The sequence below is a fragment of the Arenibacter algicola genome, from assembly GCF_018860365.1.
GTDB classification, from domain to species: Bacteria; Bacteroidota; Bacteroidia; order Flavobacteriales; family Flavobacteriaceae; genus Arenibacter; species Arenibacter algicola_B.
Genome location: NZ_JAHKPO010000024.1, coordinates 1 through 19,512, shown reverse-complemented (window position 1 = coordinate 19,512; position 19,512 = coordinate 1). Strand labels below are relative to the sequence as shown.

12 protein-coding genes are annotated in these 19,512 nt (G+C 41.5%); 10 read left to right on the top strand and 2 right to left on the bottom strand.

Translation table 11 applies throughout. The annotated features are described in order from the left end of the window. The first annotated feature begins 93 nt into the window (after positions 1–93). From KO529_RS18700 to KO529_RS18685, 4 genes are all read left to right on the top strand, one after another. Positions 94–1,230: an efflux RND transporter periplasmic adaptor subunit gene (locus KO529_RS18700; protein WP_215949393.1), complete on the top strand. Its 1,137-nt coding sequence runs from the start codon at positions 94–96 to the stop codon at positions 1,228–1,230. Further along, complete coding sequence (locus KO529_RS18695; RefSeq protein WP_215949392.1) at positions 1,230–4,529, top strand: efflux RND transporter permease subunit; 3,300 nt, start codon at positions 1,230–1,232, stop codon at positions 4,527–4,529. Before KO529_RS18700 ends, KO529_RS18695 begins: the two co-directional genes overlap by 1 nt. After that, complete coding sequence (locus KO529_RS18690) at positions 4,530–5,894, top strand: TolC family protein (protein ID WP_215949391.1); 1,365 nt, start codon at positions 4,530–4,532, stop codon at positions 5,892–5,894. Between the two features lie 70 nt (positions 5,895–5,964). Further along, a complete protein-coding gene (locus tag KO529_RS18685) occupies positions 5,965–6,147 on the top strand; it encodes a CPXCG motif-containing cysteine-rich protein (protein ID WP_215949390.1) in 183 nt (60 codons plus the stop codon). A gap of 194 nt (positions 6,148–6,341) precedes the next feature. Here KO529_RS18685 and KO529_RS18680 read toward each other — a convergent pair whose 3' ends face one another. Continuing rightward, positions 6,342–9,056, bottom strand: a complete 2,715-nt coding sequence (locus KO529_RS18680) for a M16 family metallopeptidase (RefSeq protein ID WP_215949389.1) — start codon at positions 9,054–9,056, stop codon at positions 6,342–6,344. 161 nt (positions 9,057–9,217) lie between these two features. Between KO529_RS18680 and KO529_RS18675 the strand changes: the two genes are divergently transcribed. Beyond that, a complete protein-coding gene (locus KO529_RS18675) occupies positions 9,218–10,249 on the top strand; it encodes a formylglycine-generating enzyme family protein (protein ID WP_215949388.1) in 1,032 nt (343 codons plus the stop codon). Positions 10,250–10,295: 46 nt separating this feature from the next. Beyond that, entirely contained in the window at positions 10,296–10,844 is a 549-nt protein-coding gene (locus KO529_RS18670; RefSeq protein WP_215949387.1) for a YceI family protein, read from the top strand. A 119-nt stretch (positions 10,845–10,963) separates the two neighbouring features. Here KO529_RS18670 and KO529_RS18665 read toward each other — a convergent pair whose 3' ends face one another. Next, positions 10,964–11,836: a helix-turn-helix domain-containing protein gene (locus KO529_RS18665; RefSeq protein ID WP_215949386.1), complete on the bottom strand. Its 873-nt coding sequence runs from the start codon at positions 11,834–11,836 to the stop codon at positions 10,964–10,966. 214 nt (positions 11,837–12,050) lie between these two features. Between KO529_RS18665 and KO529_RS18660 the strand changes: the two genes are divergently transcribed. The 4 genes from KO529_RS18660 to KO529_RS18645 form a co-directional block, all read left to right on the top strand. Further along, positions 12,051–15,275, top strand: coding sequence for a DUF1553 domain-containing protein (locus tag KO529_RS18660; protein ID WP_215949385.1), 3,225 nt, complete (start codon positions 12,051–12,053; stop codon positions 15,273–15,275). Positions 15,276–15,309: 34 nt separating this feature from the next. Then, on the top strand, positions 15,310–16,821 hold the full coding sequence (locus KO529_RS18655; protein WP_215949384.1) for a DUF1501 domain-containing protein: 1,512 nt from the start codon (positions 15,310–15,312) through the stop codon (positions 16,819–16,821). A gap of 43 nt (positions 16,822–16,864) precedes the next feature. After that, positions 16,865–18,259: a DUF2231 domain-containing protein gene (locus KO529_RS18650; RefSeq protein WP_215949383.1), complete on the top strand. Its 1,395-nt coding sequence runs from the start codon at positions 16,865–16,867 to the stop codon at positions 18,257–18,259. Between the two features lie 201 nt (positions 18,260–18,460). After that, a partial coding sequence (locus tag KO529_RS18645) for a DUF1549 domain-containing protein (protein WP_215949382.1) occupies positions 18,461–19,512 on the top strand: 1,052 nt, incomplete at its 3' end.

Here is a 19,512-nt window from a genome sequence, read left to right as displayed (position 1 = left end):
TTATCATCGTATTTAGGAACTTTAAGATACATTTAACAAGAATCCCTTAAACTAATAGATAGTTTTGCAGTCAAACCAACTTATAGACCCTTTATGAACTCTAGAAAAATTGCATTATCTATTATTGGGGGTCTCCTAATAATAGGCTCCTTTTTTGGTGCAAAATATATTATCAATAGTAAGACCACTCCAAAACCACGACCAGAAAAAGTAGTAAAGACAGTTGTTGTAGAAAAGGTCAAGAATGGTAATGTGCCAATTATTGTTCCTGCAAACGGAAATCTTGTGGCCAAAAGAAGGGTGGAGCTATACGCGGAGGTCCAAGGTGTTTTTAAAGCTGGAAACAAATTATTTAAACCCGGACAGGAATATAGGGCAGGCGAAATACTAATAAGAATAGATGCTGCCGAATATTATGCCAACGTTCAATCTTCCAAAAGTAATTTATACAATTTAATCACTTCCATAATGCCGGACCTTCGGTTGGACTATCCGGAGGTGTTTGATAAATGGCAAACATTTCTGGCCAATTTTGATATAAACAAAAATATTCCTCCCCTTCCTGAAATGTCTACGGACAAGGAAAAATATTTTATTTCCGGGCGAGGAATTTTGACCAATTACTACACCATAAAAAATTTAGAGCAAAGATTGGCCAAATACACTATAGCGGCACCTTTTAATGGGGTCTTGACCGAAGCATTGGTCACAGAGGGTACCTTGGTCAGGTCTGGTCAAAAATTGGGCGAATTTATCAATACCAACGATTATGAACTGGAGGTTGCCATTAGCAAAACCTACAGCGATCTACTGAATGTTGGCGAGGTGGTGGAACTAAAAAGTATAGATAGAAACAAAACCTACCAAGGGAAAGTTACAAGGATAAATGGCCGTGTAGATTTGGCTTCCCAGACCATTACTGCCTTTATAGAGGTAAAGGATCCGGACCTTAGGGAGGGGATGTACCTTGAGGCCCATCTTAAAGCCAAGGAAGAGCCAAATGCTATTGAGATAAATAGGAGTTTATTGCTGGAAACCGAAGAAATATTTGTGGTCAGGGACTCTGTATTGGATTTAATACCGGTGAAGCCGGTTTATTTTTCGGATAACAGGGTGGTTTTAAAGGATGTGCCAGACGGAATAACAATTCTATCAAAACCGGTTATGGGAGCCTATGCTGGAATGTTGGTAAAAGTATTTAATGACCAAGTAACCAACAACCAGGAATAATGAGGAATATTATAGCCTATTTTATAAAGTACCACGTGGCCGTAAATGTCATAATTGTGGCTTTCCTTATTTTTGGTATCGTAGGGGCCTTATCATTAAAATCCTCGTATTTTCCACTAACCGACTCTAAAAACATTACTATAAATGTTACCTATCCAGGTGCTTCCCCCCAAGAAGTGGAGGAGGGCATTGTACTTAAGATAGAGGATAACCTAAAAGGTTTGGAGGGTGTGGACCGGGTTACTTCCACTTCAAGGGAAAACAGCGGTATTATAAATGTGGAGATAGAGAAGGGCAGGGATATAGACTTTATGCTCTTGGAAGTTAAAAATGCCGTAGACAGGGTGCCTTCGTTCCCAACGGGTATGGAGCCTTTGGTGGTCTCCAAGTTGGAGGCGGTACGGCAAACCATTAGTTTTGCTATTAGTGGTGAAAATATAAGTTTGTCTGCTTTGAAGCAGATAGGCAGGCAGGTGGAGAACGATATCAGGGCTATGGAGGGCATCTCCCAGATCAGTATTACCGGATATCCTGCCGAAGAAATAGAGATTGCCGTGAACGAGAATAGCCTTTTGGCTTATAATGTGTCATTTGAGGAGGTAGCCCAAGCCGTTTCTAATGCCAATATTTTGGTTACCGGGGGTAATATTAAGACTAGCGCTGAGGAATTTCTAATCAGGGCCAACAATAGGTCGTATTATGGAAATGAATTATCAAATGTAATCGTTAGGGCAAATGCTTCCGGGCAAACGGTACGGCTAAAGGATGTGGCAGTTATTAGGGATAGGTTTTCAGAAACGCCCAATGCTACTTATTTTAATGGAAATCTAGCCGTAAATATAGCCATTACAAGTACCAATACCGAAGATTTAATAACATCATCCGAAAAGGTAAAGGAATATATAGAAGAGTATAATCAAAAGCATAACAACGTAAAGTTGAGTGTGGTCAGCGATCAGTCCGTAACACTCACGCAACGCACGCAATTGTTGACAGAAAATGCCATTATGGGGATGATTTTGGTACTCATCTTCCTTTCACTGTTTCTTAATACCAGATTGGCGTTCTGGGTGGCCTTCGGCTTACCTGTTGCATTTTTGGGAATGTTTGTGTTTGCAGGATTCTTTGACGTAACCATAAACGTATTGTCCCTTTTTGGAATGATTATCGTAATCGGTATTTTGGTGGATGATGGTATTGTAATAGCCGAAAATATTTATCAGAACTACGAAAAGGGTAAGCCCCCCATACAAGCAGCGGTAGATGGTGTTATGGAGGTACTGCCTCCTATTATTTCGGCCATCATCACTACGATATTGGCATTTTCCATATTCCTATTTTTGGATAGTAGGATAGGGGAATTTTTTGGGGAAGTTTCGGTAATTGTAATTTTAACCTTGGTGGTGTCCTTGATCGAGGCCTTAATTATCTTACCAGCGCATTTGGCCCATTCCAAAGCCCTTCAGCCATTGGACAACAAACCTAAAACGGGAATAGCCAAGTTGTTTGCGAAATTAAGGGTCATCAATGAATGGGGCGATAGCTTTATGGTATGGATGCGCGATAAATTATATGGGCCGGTTCTGCGCTTTTCGCTCCGCTATAAAATTCTGATGTTTTCTATATTCGTAATGTTATTGTTTTTGAGTTTCGGTTCCATAGGGGGCGGAATTATCAGAACTGCGTTTTTTCCACGGGTGGCAAGTGACCGGGTGTCCGTAGACTTGCTAATGCCTAATGGGACACATGAAAGGGTAACCGATTCCATTATTAGTTTAATTGAGGAAAAGGCCAAAATTGTGGACCAGGAGCTAACGGAAAAGTACTTAAAGGGGACTGGTAAAAAGCTTTTTGAAAACATGATAAGGAAAGTGGGACCTGGTTCCTCCACGGCCTCGCTGGATATTAACCTCTTACCTGGGGAAGAAAGACCAGACGCAATACGGTCGGATTTGATTACCAATAGATTGCAGGAATTGGTAGGTCCGGTTATTGGGGTTGAAAGTCTGATCTATGGTTCGGGTGGCAATTTTGGGGGTAGCCCCGTTTCGGTTTCCCTATTGGGTAATAATATAGTGGAATTAAAAGAAGCAAAAAAAGAGCTTAAGGCCATTTTGCAGAATAATGCCCTTTTAAAGGATGTCGCGGACAATGATCCGGCGGGAATAAAGGAAATAAGATTGGAGCTGAAGGAGAATGCCTATTTAATGGGATTGGACTTAAGAAGTGTTATGAATCAGGTGCGGGCCGGATTTTTTGGGGCCCAGGCTCAGCGCTTTCAACGTGGGCAGGATGAAATTAGGGTGTGGGTGCGTTACGACCGCTCTGACCGATCGTCTATCAACGATTTGGACGATATGAGGATCAGCACTCCCAGTGGGAGTAAGGTTCCGTTAAAGGAAATTGCAAGTTACGTAATAGTACGGGGGGATGTTGCCATTAACCATTTGGAAGGTCAGCGCGAAATTCAGGTTTCGGCAGATATTAAGGATGATAAGACCACTAGTGCTACCGATATTATGAACGAAATAAGGACGGTTATAATGCCGGATATCCATTCTAGATATCCCACGGTAACTGCATCCTATGAAGGTCAGAACAGGGAGACCGCCAAGCTTTTTGGATCTTTAAAATTTGTGGGCCTATCCGTTTTGCTGTTGATCTATATTACCATAGCCTTTACCTTCAGGAGTTTTAGTCAACCCCTTATGTTGATTATTTTAGTGCCGTTTAGTATTACCGCTGTGGCCTGGGGTCACTGGATCCATGATTTTCCTATCAACGTTTTGTCCATGTTGGGTATTATAGCATTAATAGGAATTATGGTAAACGACGGCTTGGTACTTATTGGGAAATTTAATGGTAATCTAAGGGAAGGAATGAAGTTTGATGATGCCATTTATGAAGCCGGTAAATCTAGGTTTAGGGCAATATTTTTGACTTCTATTACGACCATTGCCGGTTTGGCACCATTGCTTTTGGAAAAAAGTAGACAGGCACAATTTTTGAAACCAATGGCCATATCCATTGCTTATGGAATTGGGTATGCAACCGTTTTGACCTTATTGATGTTGCCTTTGTTTTTGGCCTTTAGTAATAAAATAAAAGTAGGTTCCAAATGGTTGATCACCGGAAAAAAAGTGACCAAGGAAGAGGTGGAACGGGCAATAAAGGAACAAATGGAAGAAAGTCATATGCAAAATTTTGAAAAACATGAGCAGAATGGTCGTTCTCCCGAAATATCAACTTCGTTAGAGGATGAAACCGTACTATCTAACGAATTGGAAGACAATAAGTAAATGGGATATAAATATATAATTGAAGGCCTGCTAATTGGTTTTTGCGGAGTTGTAAGTGCTCAAGAGGAGTTATTGTCCAAGGATGCTGCCGTATCATTGGCCTTGGAAAACAATTTTGGAATTAAGGTTGCCAAAAATCAGGTGGCCATTGCCGACAATAACGCGGGAATCTTGAACTCTGGTTATTTGCCCAGACTTACTGGGACGGCCGGAGCCACCTATAACGATTTTAATAGTACTACAGAGTACCCGGGACAATTTGAAACCAATGGAGATCCTAGACAGGATTTGGAAATTAAAAATGCGGAGTCCCAAGTGTATAATGCAGGACTTAATTTAAACTATACCCTCTTCGATGGTATGGGCAGACTTTATAATTTTAAGCGATTAAAAGAACAGTATCAATTGTCTGAGCTGCAAGCTAGGGAAACCATAGAAAATACTATTCTCCAATTATTTAGTGTGTATTATGAAATTGCCAGGCTTACCGAAAACGAGAATGTTTTAAGACAGGCCTTGGAAATTTCCAAGGACCGGATCAAAAGAGCGGAATATTCCTTTGAATACGGACAGAATACGAAATTGGACATCTTAAATGCCCAAGTAGATGTTACCAACGATAGTATTGGTTTAATGAACGTTCAGCAGAACTTGGCCAATGCAAAAAGGGATTTGAATGTGGTGCTCAATCAAAATCTCAATGAGACATTTGTAGTGGATACCCTGGTAACTTTTATTCCAAAATTACAGTTGGAGGATTATATTGCCCAGTCGAAAGAGAACAATGTGGCCATACTTCAGACAGAGCGCAATATGGCCATAAACGAGTATGATATTAAGGTAAATAGATCGGGATATCTGCCTACCTTGGGGTTAAGCGGTAGCTACGGGTGGAATTTGAACCAAAGTGCGGCAACTTCATTTCTCCCTGGTCAAATTATACCTGGAAGCAATAGGAACAGTTTAAATTTGGCATTGGGTGCCAACCTTACTTGGAATTTATTTGACGGTGGCGGAACAACCGTAAGAGTGAAAAATGCCAAAATAGCCTATGAGAACCAGGAAATATTCAAGGAACAAGTAATACTTGAAGTGGATAGGGATATTTTGAATGCCTTGGAAATCTATGAAAACAGGTTGCAGATATTCAAAATCCAGGAACAGAACGTTGTGACCAATCAAAATAATTTTGAACGGTCCAGAGAGCAATTTCAATTGGGACGTATAACATCCATAGAATTTAGGCAGGCCCAAATAAACTTGCTCAACGCACAGACCAATAAGAATTTGGCCAAATACGATGCCAAGTTGGCGGAATTACAGCTGTTACAATTAACTGGGCAGTTGTTGTCGGTAGAATTTTGATAGATTTGCATTCCGGTCCAATTGGAATAAAGCAGACTTTTTATTGCTATAAAGTTTAAGCCATTTATCCATGTACGAACACTACTTTCAATGTCCATATTGCTGGGAAGAAATATCCATGTTGTTGGATCCCTCCATTTCCCGACAGACCTATGTGGAAGATTGTGAGGTTTGTTGTAATCCTATATCTGTTACTCCGGTTTTTAATGAAGGGGAGCTAATTTCATTTGAGGCTTTGGATATTGGTCAATAACATGTTGGGAAAACCAATGTTTCCCATAAAAAAAAGACAGCCTAAATGTATGTATTTAAGCTGTCCTTTTTAAAGTCCGTATTATAGTCTAAATTTATTAGTGAAACTCAATTTTGAGAAGTCAGTAAGACGCACTTAAAATTGCAAGTTGAACTAATCCCGCCTTTTTCGGCGGCATCTAGGTTTAATACCTTTTATTTCTTATAATCCCCAGCATTGATAATAGTCCAATTTTTATAAGGTTTAATGTATTTAAGAATGGCGTTGTTGATATCGCTTACGGTTAGATTCTTCACTTTTTCTTCCAAGTTTTTTTGGAATTCCATGGTGCGCTCGTAATAAATGTTGTTGTTTATTAGGCCAGCCAGTTCAGCATCTTTGGCCCGGGAAACATTTTCCTCCTGCACCCAGCCGTTTACCGCATTCTTCAACTCTTCCTCTGTAATGCCATCTTTTATAAAACGATCCAATTCCTCTTTAAACCCTAATTGCACCTTGTCATAGTTCTCCGGGGCGTAAATGGCATATAGGTATATGGATGAATTTTGGTCGTCCGCATTGGAATCGGCCTGAAAGCCGGCACCGGCACCATAACTAACACCGTCCTTTTGCCGCAACCTATCCGCAATCCTCGAATTTAGAAAACCACCACCCAGTATGGTGGCTGCCATATTTAGCGCCGCATAATCTTCATTGTCCTGGCTAATTTTAACGTTAAGGTTTCCAAGGGTCATGGCATTTTTCTTGTCTGGGGTAAGAATGTCTTCATGTACTACCGGGGAATCGGTAAATGGATCTTTTAGCCTGGCATAGGTATTTTTGCTCTTGAAGTTGGCATACTCTTTTTCCATGTAGGCTTTAATTTCTTCCGGCTGCATATCACCTATACCTACCAGAATGGACTTGCCCAAGCCGTAAAACGCTTTATGGAAGCTTTTAATGTCCTCTATGTTGATTGCTCTTATAGCCGCTTCCTCTTCGTCAACTGTCATGGTGTATAAAGGGTGTCCCTTGGGAAAGGTGTTATTTATAACAGATAATCTTTTGGAGGCCAAAAATTGTGGTTCGGTCTTATTGCTTTCCAAATAGGCCAAGGACTCGGTTTTTAATTTTTCCAATTCTGCCGCATCGAAGGAAGGGGTTTTGAGCATTTCCGACATTAGGGCCAATGTGGCCATCAGGTTTTCTTCGGTAGAAACTACATTGGCATAAACATTCCCATTACTGGCTCTAAAGGATACGGAAGATTTTAATTTGCTCAATTCGTCCTCGATCTGTTGCCTGGACTTGGAGCGGGTACCTTTGTTAAGCATGCTTGCCGTAAAGGATGGGACAACCCCTTTGTTTTTAAGGGATTCCACGTTTCCATTTCTAATACTGAAACTTAGTCTGACGGTTTTGCCGCGATTACTCTTTTTAATAATACCGTAGGCAATGCCATTGGAAAGTTGACCTTGGTCCAATCTGGATTGAATGGCATCATAGGAAACATCAAAAGCCTCACCGGTACCCATGTCTTCTTTGCCTTTATAGTTTGATACAAGGGCATCAAGATTTTGGGTGTGTTCAATTTCTATTCTTTCCGGCTTTTTGGTGGGATTAAATCTGCCTATGGTTCTATTGGTGGTAATGAGGTATTTTTTGGCCACTTCATTTACTGCTTCAAGACTGGCATTTTCAATTCTATCCCTTTGTATAAACGCTAAACGCCAATCGCCACCACCGATAAATTCGCTCATATAGGTCCCTAAGTAGGAAGAATTTCTAAAGATTTGATCGGTTCGTTTTAAAAGATTGGCTTTGGCACGATCCAATTCCTCTTGAGTGATAGGAGCGGTTTTTACGGCATTCAAAGTTTCCTTTAGTACTTTTTCCACTTCGTCCGCATTCTTATCCGAAGGTACATCTACGTTGATATATAAAAAGCCAGGTTCTTTGGTGAATGGGGAGAAAGACCATATGGAGGAGGCTTTCTTTGCCTCGATCAAGGCTTTATATAGCCTGCCGGACGGTTCGTCCGCAAGGACGTCTTCAATAATGGAAATGGCGGCATAATCCTCATGTGAGCCTGCAGGAGTATGGTACATGGCCGAAACTATCTGTAGATCTCCAACACGATTGAGCTGTACTGTTTTTTCCCCATCTTGTGCCGGCTCTTCGGTATAGGAGTCCCTTATTGGAGTAGAGGGCTTTGCAATTTTGCCAAACTTTTTTTGGATCAAGTCCAATGTTTTGGCTTCGTCAAATTTGCCGGTAACCATTAAAACTGCATTGTCCGGTCGGTAGAATTTTTTATAAAAGGCCTGTAGGTTTTCAATGGGAACGCGTTCTATATCGGATCTGTTTCCAATAGTGCTGTTGCCATAGTTGTGCCATATAAAACCGGCATTGATAACATTCTGCATAAGAACCCTTGAAGGGTCGTTTTCGCCACTTTCAAATTCATTTCGTACCACACTGAATTCGGATTCCAAATCTTTTTTGGCAATATAGGAATTCACCATTCGATCTGCCTCGAGGTCCAAAGCCCAATCCAGGTTTTCGTCAGTGGCATTAAAGGTTTCAAAGTAATTGGTCCTGTCGAACCAGGTAGTTCCATTAGGTCGGGCTCCATGCGAGCTTAACTCTTTGGGGATATCCGGATGGTTGGGAGTACCTTTAAAAACCATGTGCTCCAAAAGGTGGGCCATGCCTTTTTCCCCGTAACCTTCATGTCTGGACCCAACCAGATAGGTGATGTTAACCGTTATGGTCTGTGACGAGTTATCGGGAAATAGCAGTACTTTAAGGCCATTGTCCATTTGATACTCCGTTATGCCCTCCACAGTAGCTACTTTTTGTAATTGCCCGTAGGAAAGACTATTGCAGATCAGGAAAAATAGTATAAGAGATAAGATTTTTATTCTCATGGTAGTGTAGTTTTTTGATATTCAATAATACAAAAATTAAAGGGTGTTTTAGGAGTTATAGCCTTAGAAATTTTGAGTTCTGGAGGTATATTATGGCATAGGGATGGCTCTTTGGAAAAATTGTAATATTTTTAGCCCATCAACCTAAACTAATTTATCAAATGCTAAGAATTGCCTCTAGATTATTTAATCTACCTCTTTTCAATTTTCTCTCACTTTGTTTCTTATTGATTTCCTTGCAGGCCTGTAAAACGGGACAGGCCGCAGCGGCCACATCAGATAATAAAATTCCGGTTGCAGAAGTGTTTACGGAGAAAATCCCGGCTACCGATATTTCTTTTGACATGGTATTGATACCCGAAGGAAAGTTTATGATGGGTAGTCCTGAGGACCAGGTGAATAGAAAGGACGATGAAGGTCCAATGAAGGCTGTTGAATTGGATGCCTTTTATATGGGGAAATACGAACTAGGTTGGGAGGTTTTTGAGTTGTTCTTTAAACAGAACAAGAATTTGTTCGAGACTTTGGATGCGGATAAGTTAAGTGGCATAGATGCCATCACAAGACCTAGCCCTCCGTATGAAGATCCTTCCTATGGTATGGGTAAGGTTGGGTATCCTGCGATAAGTATGTCAGCATATTCCGCCTTGGTGTTCTGTAAGTGGTTAAGTACCGTTACAGGCAGGTTTTATAGGTTACCAACAGAAGCGGAATGGGAATACGCTGCTAAAGCCGGGACCAATACGGCCTATTCTTTTGGTGATGATATTTCCAAAATTGATGAATATGCCGTGTATTATAAAAACTCCAATAATCAATATGCCAAGATGGGAAGCAAACTGCCCAATCCTTGGGGATTGTATGATATGCACGGAAATGTTTCCGAATGGACTTTGGATGAGTACAAAGAAAATGCCTTGGCCATTACCGAGTCCAAGAACCCTTGGGTAAAACCCACTGTGATTCATCCTAGGGTAATCAAAGGAGGGTCTTGGGATGATGATGCAAAGACACTTAGGTCCTCCGCCAGGATCGCATCCAGCTTAAAATTGCAAAAGAGGGATCCTCAGATTCCAAAAAGTTTTTGGTGGAACACGGATTCCAACTTTATTGGATTCAGATTGGTGAGTCCAAAAGTGCAACCCTCAAAAGAGGAGCAAAAGCAGTTTTGGCAAACTGTGTTGGACGAGTAGGAATATCAAGAAAAACCTTTTGTAAACAAATCACTAAATTTAACAGATGAAAAATACACTGTTCATACTATTGTCGTTCCTGGTTGTTGCTGGTTATTCCCAAGAATCATTTACCCTGTTCAAAGAAAGTGTCCTCAAAATTAATGGTTCGTCTACCATTCATGATTGGACTGTGACGGCCAATTCAATGAAGGGATCCATGAAAATGAAGGCCGGTGCTGTAAAGAATTTGGTGTTTCAGGTTGAGGTGGCCCAAATTAAAAGCGAGCGTGGGGCGGCCATGGATAAAAAGATGCATGCGGCACTGAAGATGGAAGAACACCCTGAAGTATCCTTTAAATTTAAAGAAATCAAGAAAACCACCGATTCGGAAAATACTTTTCAGATTCATGGGATGCTAAATATTGCAGGTGTTGAAAAAGCTGTAGATATAACGTCGGAATTCCAAGAAGCGGGTGGGAAATACCTTTTTAAGGGAAGCAAGGAAATAAAGTTGCAGGATTATAATATGGAGCCTCCTACTGCAATGTTTGGTCAAATAATAGTGGGGGATAATGTCACCATCGATTTCGATTTGGTTTTTGTGAAGGGGTAAGCCTATTGGTTAACGGGGATAACTATGCCATTGTTTTGGTTAAACTTATATGCTTAATGTAAGGTAAATTCTTCTATCCAAAAGGTCTTTGTTTTTACGAATCTTGTCTAGGGAGGCAGTTATTTGTTTTCTAGTTGTTCCTCCCGGAAAACTCCTGGGGTTTTACCGGTATGGCTTTTAAAGATCCTATTGAAATAAGATAGGTTTTCCAATCCCACTTTTTCTGCAATTTGCTTTAAGGAATTATTTGTTGAAAGTAGGAGTAGCTGTGCCCTTTCAATTCGTTTGGATTGAATGTATTTATTGGGGCGCATGCCAAAATTTTCATTGAAGACCCTAGAAAAATAATCTGTGTTTAGATGGCAGAAGTCGGCCAACTGTTTTACGCTTAAATTTTCGTGGAGATTTTCATGAATATAGTTTAATACCATACCAAATTCCTTTTTTACATTACTCTTTGTGAATTGGGAGTTGGTATCCTTTATGAACCTGGATATCAATATCTCCAAAATGGCATGGGTTTCCATATAGGCCGAAGGACTTAATTCTTCGTTCCTCTTTTCAAAATCCATCAGTGTGGGTCGGTTGTCATATACTTTTGGGTTGTTATTTTCCAGCTGCCTATTTGGATTTAGTTCCAACAAGCGCTTAAAATAATACAAGTCCATTGGATTGGCTTTTGACTCATAAATAAAACTGCTATAATTAAATATGGAATAACCATTCTTTATCTCTTCCAAACAACTGATATAATATTGTTCGTGGTATTCATCACATTTGTATCTGCCAAAGGTGTAGCTGGGGATGATATATATGTGTCCAGGTTTCAATTGAATGGCTTGATTGCTGTGATAAACCATGGCACTTCCCTCGGTGATGTAATATAGTCTAATAAATGGGCTAATAACATCATCATAATCCCATAGGGGCCCGAGTTTTGCGTAACCTACATTCAATAGGGCTAATTTTAGGGATTGAAGAATTTTGGACATGGCTCAATTTTTTGTCGGATTTAGAACAGTAGTAATCAATATATTTTTATCCAAATACCGATTAATTCACTACTAATTTAATAAATTTTATAGTGAGGAATAGGATTTGGCATGGTGTTAATGTCGGAAATGTGCAATACTTAAACTGATTTGGACCTGTATTATGAATCCTTAAATTTTATCTTTGAAAAGGTAGCAAATAGATAGGTCGAGTATGGCAATTATTAAGAAGCTTTTAGTTTATATCTGGGTTTTATTATTTTTTTCCTGTGGCGGTCCGGAAATACCTGAATTGGTATCTCTTGAATATGATAAATTACCTAAGAAAGTGGATTTCAATCTGCATGTTAAGCCCATTCTTTCTGATAAATGCTTTATATGCCATGGCCCGGATAAGGCAAAAATAAAGGCCGACCTTCAATTGCACACCCCCGAAGCCGCCTATAGGGAACTAAAGGAATCCCCGGGAAAGTTTGCCTTAAAGCCAGGAAATTTAAAGAAAAGTGAGGTGTTCCATAGAATTATATCGGAAGACCCCAACTATGTAATGCCGGAACCGGATTCCCACCTTAGTTTGTCCGACCATGAGAAGGCGGTCATGATAAAATGGATAGAACAAGGTGCCGAATATAAAGATCATTGGGCATTTATAAAGCCCAAGGAATACACTGTGCCAGAAGTTATGGATAAGGCTGGACAGGTACAAAACCCTATCGATAATTTTGTATTGGCACGGTTGGAGCAGGAGAATTTGCAGTTCTCTGCAAAAGCGGATAAAGAATTATTGCTGAGAAGGCTGTACCTGGATTTAACCGGATTGCCACCAACTTTGGAGGATATGGATGCTTTTATGAAGGATCCTTCTCCCGAAGCCTACGAAAAAGAAGTGGATAAATTATTGGACTCCCCCCACTACGGCGAGCAAATGGCCTTGGATTGGATGGACTTGGCCCGTTTTGCAGATACTCATGGATATAGTGTTGATAGATATCGAGATATGTCCCCTTGGCGTGATTGGGTAATAGATGCTTTCAATAAAAATATGTCCTATGAGCAGTTTATAACTTGGCAAATGGCAGGTGACCTTATTGAAAAACCTACTCGGGAAACTATTTTGGCCACAGCTTTCAACCGTGTTCATCCACAGAATATGGAAGGGGGTATAGTAAGTGAAGAGTTTCTGGTGGAATATGCGGTAGACCGTGCAAGTACAGCTGGACAAGCGTTTATGGGGCTTACTGTGGCCTGTGCCAGATGTCATGATCATAAATATGATCCCATATCACACAAGGATTTTTATGAACTCACCAGTTTTTTCAATAATGTAAACGAATCGGGACAGATTTCATGGAATGATGCCACCCCGGTACCTACCTTAATGATGACCACGGAAGAGGAGGAAAAGGTGTTAACCTATATGGACAGTTTAATTCAAGAAAAAGAAGGGGAAATCGAAAAAATGGAACAGGAGGAAGTGGCTGTCAATTTTGATAAGTGGCTGTCGCAAAAGCAATACAAATCCATTGGGATGAAAGTTCCTTCAAACGGATTAACGGCCTACTTCAATCTAAACGATCAAAGTTTGCAAAATGTCATCGATCCAAAGCATAGGGGAACCATGAAGCGGGAAGGTACGGAAGGGCAAAAAATAAATCTTTCCGAGGGAAAACAGGGCAAAGGGGTTCTGTTCGATGGAGATACTTGGCTGGATTTGAGAAAGACAGGGGTTTTTGGAAGAAATGATGCCTTCAGTATAGGTTTATGGGCAAATATACCTGCGAATATCGAGAATGGTAATATTTTCCACAAGGGCGATGGCGCCATTTTGTACAATTGGCGTGGGTATCATCTGAAGATAGTGGATAATAAATTGGAACTTATGATGGCACATACAGCACCCAACAATGCCATTGTAGAGATTGCCAAAAATACGTTTCCACGGGACCAATGGGTGCATTTTGCCATTACCTATGATGGCTCCAGCAAGGCTGAAGGATATAGGTTGTTTGTTAATGGTAAGGAGATGGAGACCACCGTAAAAACTGATAATCTGTACAAGGACATTCTTTTTAGAAACAATAATGAACCCGGCTTGCAATTGGGGGCAAGATTAAGGGGTAAAGGAATAAAAGGAGCTGTGGTAGATGAGATAAGGGTGTATGAAAGGGATTTGTCGGCCGTGGAGGTAATGCAACTTGCAAGCGATCCTCAATTAAGTGAATTACTAAAAAAAGAGGTCGTTAGTCTTGGGTCGGGGGATAAAAAAATATTGCAGGAACACTATTTGAAGTCGGTTTCCCAAGCCACCAAAATACAGCAACATAAATTGGCGGAATTGCGTAAGAGCTATGTGGATAGTGTGGAAAAGGTAAAAGAAGTAATGGTCATGGAGGAGACCCCGGAACCGGTGCAGTCCTACATATTGGATCGGGGAGTGTATAACGCCAGGGGGGAAGAAGTGTTTCCCAATACTCCTAAAGCTATATTGCCCATGCCTGAAGACTACCCAAAGAACCGATTGGGATTTGCCAAATGGTTGTTTCATGAAGACCATCCCCTTACGGCCAGAGTGGCGGTGAACAGGTTCTGGCAACACTATTTTGGGTTTGGCCTGGTAAAGACTTCGGAGGACTTTGGAAATCAGGGAGAAATGCCAAGTCACCCTAAATTATTGGATTGGTTGGCCCTGGAATTTAGGGACTCGGGATGGGATGTTAAGGCATTTCAGAAATTGATAGTGATGTCCCACACCTATCAGCAATCTTCAATGGTAAGTAAGGAATTGATGGAAATGGATAGCGACAATAGGCTTTTGGCAAGAGGACCTTCCAAGAGGCTATCCGGAGAAATGTTGCGCGATAATGCCTTGGCCAGTTCTGGATTGCTCAACAAAACCATTGGTGGGGAAAGTGTTAGTCCTTACCAACCTGAAGGTCTATGGAGGGTGAACAACGCTACCTATAGGCAGGATACCGGGGATAAACTGTACCGAAGAAGTATGTACACCATCTGGAAACGTTCCGTGCCACATCCTACCTTGGCTACCTTTGATGCCCCGGCTCGAGATGTTTGTACCATTCAACGACAGGAAACCAATACCCCGCTTCAGGCCTTGGTATTGCTCAATGATCCCACTTATATTGAAGCATCAAGAGTTTTGGGCAAGCGTATGAGCGATTCAGCAGACTTAAAGTTGGCCATTTCCAATGTCTTTAGACAGCTTACTGGAAGAAAAATTAAAGAGGATGAGCTGCAATTGCTGGTGGAACTTCAGGAGAATGAATACCAAAAATTCGCGACCAATTTGGAAAGAACAAAAGGATGGCTGAATACGGGTGAATTTAAATTGGAAAATGGTGACGATAAGGCTTTGGTAGCCGCCAATGCGGTGGTGGCCAACACCATTATGAATGCGGACGCCTGTATTACCAAAAGATAATAGAATAAAGAAAAGCAGAATTAAACAGGAGGTTATGTGCGATCATCATGATAAATTAAGATCTAACAATCGGGATCTTCAGAGTATAGAAAAACAATGGGATAGAAGGGAGTTCTTTAAAAAGACCTCTTTGGGCATTGGGGCTATGGCCCTTGGTTCATTATTGCAGTCGGAAAAACTTTGGGGTGCTGTTAATCCTGTAGCTGGCTCCATTGATTCTTTAAATTCCTTCGCTAAAAATAAATTGGGATTGCCACATCATTTGCCCAAGGCAAAACGTATTGTGTACCTTTTTCAAAGTGGTGGTCCTTCACAATTGGATCTGTTCGATTATAAGCCCAAACTTAAGGATATGTTTGGTCAGGATTTGCCCGATTCCATAAGGGCTGGACAGCGCCTAACGGGGATGAGCGCCGACCAAACTGCTTTTCCTATTGCCGCATCCACTTTAAATTTTAAGCAGTATGGGGAATCCAGGGCTTGGGTCAGTGATGCCATGCCCTATTTGTCCGAGGTAGTGGATGATCTTTGTTTTATTAAGGGCATGCATACCGATGCCATTAACCATGATCCGGCCATAACCTTTTTTCAAACCGGGAGTCAACAACCGGGGAGACCATCTATAGGTTCCTGGATCAGTTACGGATTGGGGTCGGACAACGATAATTTACCCACTTTTATTTCCTTGGTCTCCAAAAATGGTTCAGGGCAACCCTTGTACTCCCGTTTATGGGGCAATGGTTTTTTGCCTACAGAACATCAGGGGGTGCAATTCCGATCAGGAAAGGATCCTGTACTCTATTTAGGGGACCCTGAGAACTATGACGGCAATGACCGCAGACAAATGCTGGATTATTTGAAAAAATTGAATGGAATGGCATATGATGCCTTTGGCGATCCGGAAATTAATGCGAGGATAGCGCAATATGAAATGGCCTACAGAATGCAGACTTCTGTTCCTGATGTGACGGATACTTCGGACGAGCCCGACTATATTTTTGATATGTATGGTCCAGATAGTCGAAATCCCGGAACTTATGCGGCAAATTGTTTGATGGCCCGTAAATTATTGGAAAAGGATGTGAAATTTGTTCAATTGTATCATCAAGGTTGGGATCAACATGGCAATTGCCCTGGGGGAGTAAAATATCAAAGTAAAAATACAGATCAGGGAACCGCAGCATTGATAAAGGATTTAAAACAACGTGGCATGCTGGAAGATACCTTGGTGGTGTGGGGCGGAGAGTTTGGACGAACAGTTTATTCCCAAGGTCAGCTCACTGAAACGAACTACGGTCGTGACCACCATCCCAAGGCCTTTACCATGTTCATGGCAGGGGCAGGGGTAAAACCTGGATTTACCTATGGTGAAACCGATGACTTTGGTTATAATATTATCAAAGATCCAGTACATACCCACGATTTTCAGGCTACCTTATTGCATCTATTTGGTATTGACCATGAACGATTGACCTTTAAACATCAAGGCCGAAGGTACAGACTTACCGATGTGCATGGCGATGTTGTAAAGGATATTCTTATCTAATGCAAAAAGAAAAATATGTTACCAGCAGTTTTAAAAGTTAGGAATGGAAAGTAGTGTGCCAGATTTTATATTGTTCTTAGGTCGATTTCACCCACTAGTGGTGCATTTGCCAATTGGGTTCTTAATTTTTGCTTTTATTTTAGAACTATATGGGCGTTGGAAAAGAGATTCCGGGACCTCCTTGGCTATTGAATTTGCTTTGTTAGGTGGGGCCCTAAGCGCCGCGGTTGCCTGTGTTCTTGGGTATATGCTTTCTTTGAGCGGGGACTATGACGAGAGTATGTTGGATACCCATTTTTGGTTTGGAATTGCAACTACTTTAGTTGTATTTTTCGCATGGTCCATACGTTCGGGCAAGCTTAATATAACAAAATTAAAGGGTTTGAAACCCAATATGGCCAGTCTGACCCTTGTGGTGGTTTTGGTGAGTATTACAGGGCATTACGGAGGTAATTTAACTCACGGAAGCGATTATTTGGTAAAATATGCGCCATTTGGTAGAAAGGAAAAAGTAGTGCTACCCCCAATTGACAAATTGGAGGATGCCGCGGTCTATGACTATTTGGTAAATCCTATTCTGGATGCCAAGTGTGCTAGTTGCCATAATTCCAACAAGAAAAAGGGCGGACTCTCTTTTCAGGACAGTATTGATATTAAAAAAGGAGGTAAAAATGGTGAGGCCTTTATAGCTGGAAATGTCGCCAAGTCCGAGATGATTAGACGTACCATGCTGGATCCCCACCATGAGGATTATATGCCTCCTGAAGGTAAAACTCCCCTTACTGATGAGGAGAAATCAATTTTGACTTTTTGGATAGAAAAGGCAAATGCGGATTTTAGGGTAAAAATGGGGGAATTGGAAACTCCTGAGGAAATAACAAGTATTGCCTCTAACATGTTAGGCTTGGAAGATGTGACCGGTAAAAGTGGAATTCCTTTGCCTAAAGCTGTTCAAGTGAATGAGGAAATACTGAAGGATATTGCGGATGCAGGGTTTAAAGTTCGGGAATTAATATTTGAATCTGGTTTGTATGAGGTTGTTTTGCCCCCTCATTTTATTAGTTCCAAGAACGGTGAGGAATTGGATGGAAAGCTGGAAAAGCTACTTCCAATGAAGGACAATATTATATGGCTTTCCCTTAAGGACAATGATGTGCGGGACAGGCATTTAAAAACCATCGGTCAATTCGTAAACCTTCAAAAAGTAGAGCTGGAAAAAAATCCGATCACAGACGTGGGTATAGCTGAAATTACAGGGATTCAAAGTATAACAGGCCTTAATTTATATCAAACCAAAATTACTGCATCAAGTTTTGAAAACTTTATAAAAATGAAGGGATTGAAACGCGTATACGCTTGGGGTACAGCAATAACCGAAGCTGAGGTTACAAGTTTTGCCGAAAAAGAAAATCGTCCCGCCATAATAATGGGAATGTAAAAATTAGTGATAGCCGGGGAGTAAAGAGTGCAATATTCTTAAAATTTGATTTTCGGCGGAATTAATTGTAAAAATTTAAGTACGGACGAGTTGATGATGATGTGATAACAGGAATATACTGTTGCTTCCTTCCCTTGGAGGATATCGGGTTTTTCAGCCCTTTCCAAGCGAAATCTAAATAGATGAAAATATAGTTCCCTAATGAAACAAAAAATAGGCATAGGAATAATTTTATCGGCCTTGGTGGCCCTGCTTTTCGCATTCAAGTCGGGGCTTTTCAAATCCTCCGGTGACGGGTATGCCGATCAGAAGCTGCCCGAGGTGGTGGATTATAATTTTCATATAAAGCCCATACTTTCGGACAACTGTTATACCTGTCATGGACCGGATGCCAACAAGCGAAAGGCCGGTCTGCGCCTGGACCTGGAGAAGGAGGCCTTGTCGGAACTGCCGGAGAATCCCGGGAAATATGCCATTGTAGCGGGCAAGCCCGCCAATAGTCTCCTGTACCAACATGTGGTCTCGGATGACCCAAAACAGTTGATGCCCCCACCGGATTCGCAATTGGCACTGAACTCCTATGAAAAGAAACTATTGAAAAAATGGATAGAACAGGGAGCCAAGTTCGATAAGCACTGGGCCTTTATCCCGCCCAAGAAGGCGGAGCTGCCAACAACGGAACGGACGGATTGGGCACAAAATGAGATCGATGCCTTTATCATGGAAAAACTGGAGGAGAACGCTCTGGTCCCGTCCGAAAAAGCGGAGAAGCATACGCTTATAAGGAGAATGGGGCTGGACCTTACGGGCCTTCCCCCCAATGCCGATCAGGTGAAAAGATATCTCAACAATACCTCGGACAACATTTTGGAACAGGCCATAGACGAGTTTTTGGCCTCCCCGAGCTATGGGGAGCGCATGACGCAGGTCTGGTTGGATGTGGCCAGGTATGCGGATTCCCACGGCTATCAGGACGATAGCTATAGGAGCATGTGGCCCTGGCGCGATTGGGTGATCCATGCCTTTAACAACAACATGCCCTATGATGGGTTCCTGAGCGTACAATTGGCGGGCGACCTCATGCCCAATGCCACCAAGGAGCAGATCCTTGCCACCGGGTTCAACAGGAACCATCCCATAACACAGGAGGGCGGTGTAATTCAGGAGGAGTACCAGTCCTATTATGTGGTAGACCGTACCAACACCTTGGGGAAGGGAATTTTGGGCCTTACCTTGGAATGTGCCAAATGCCA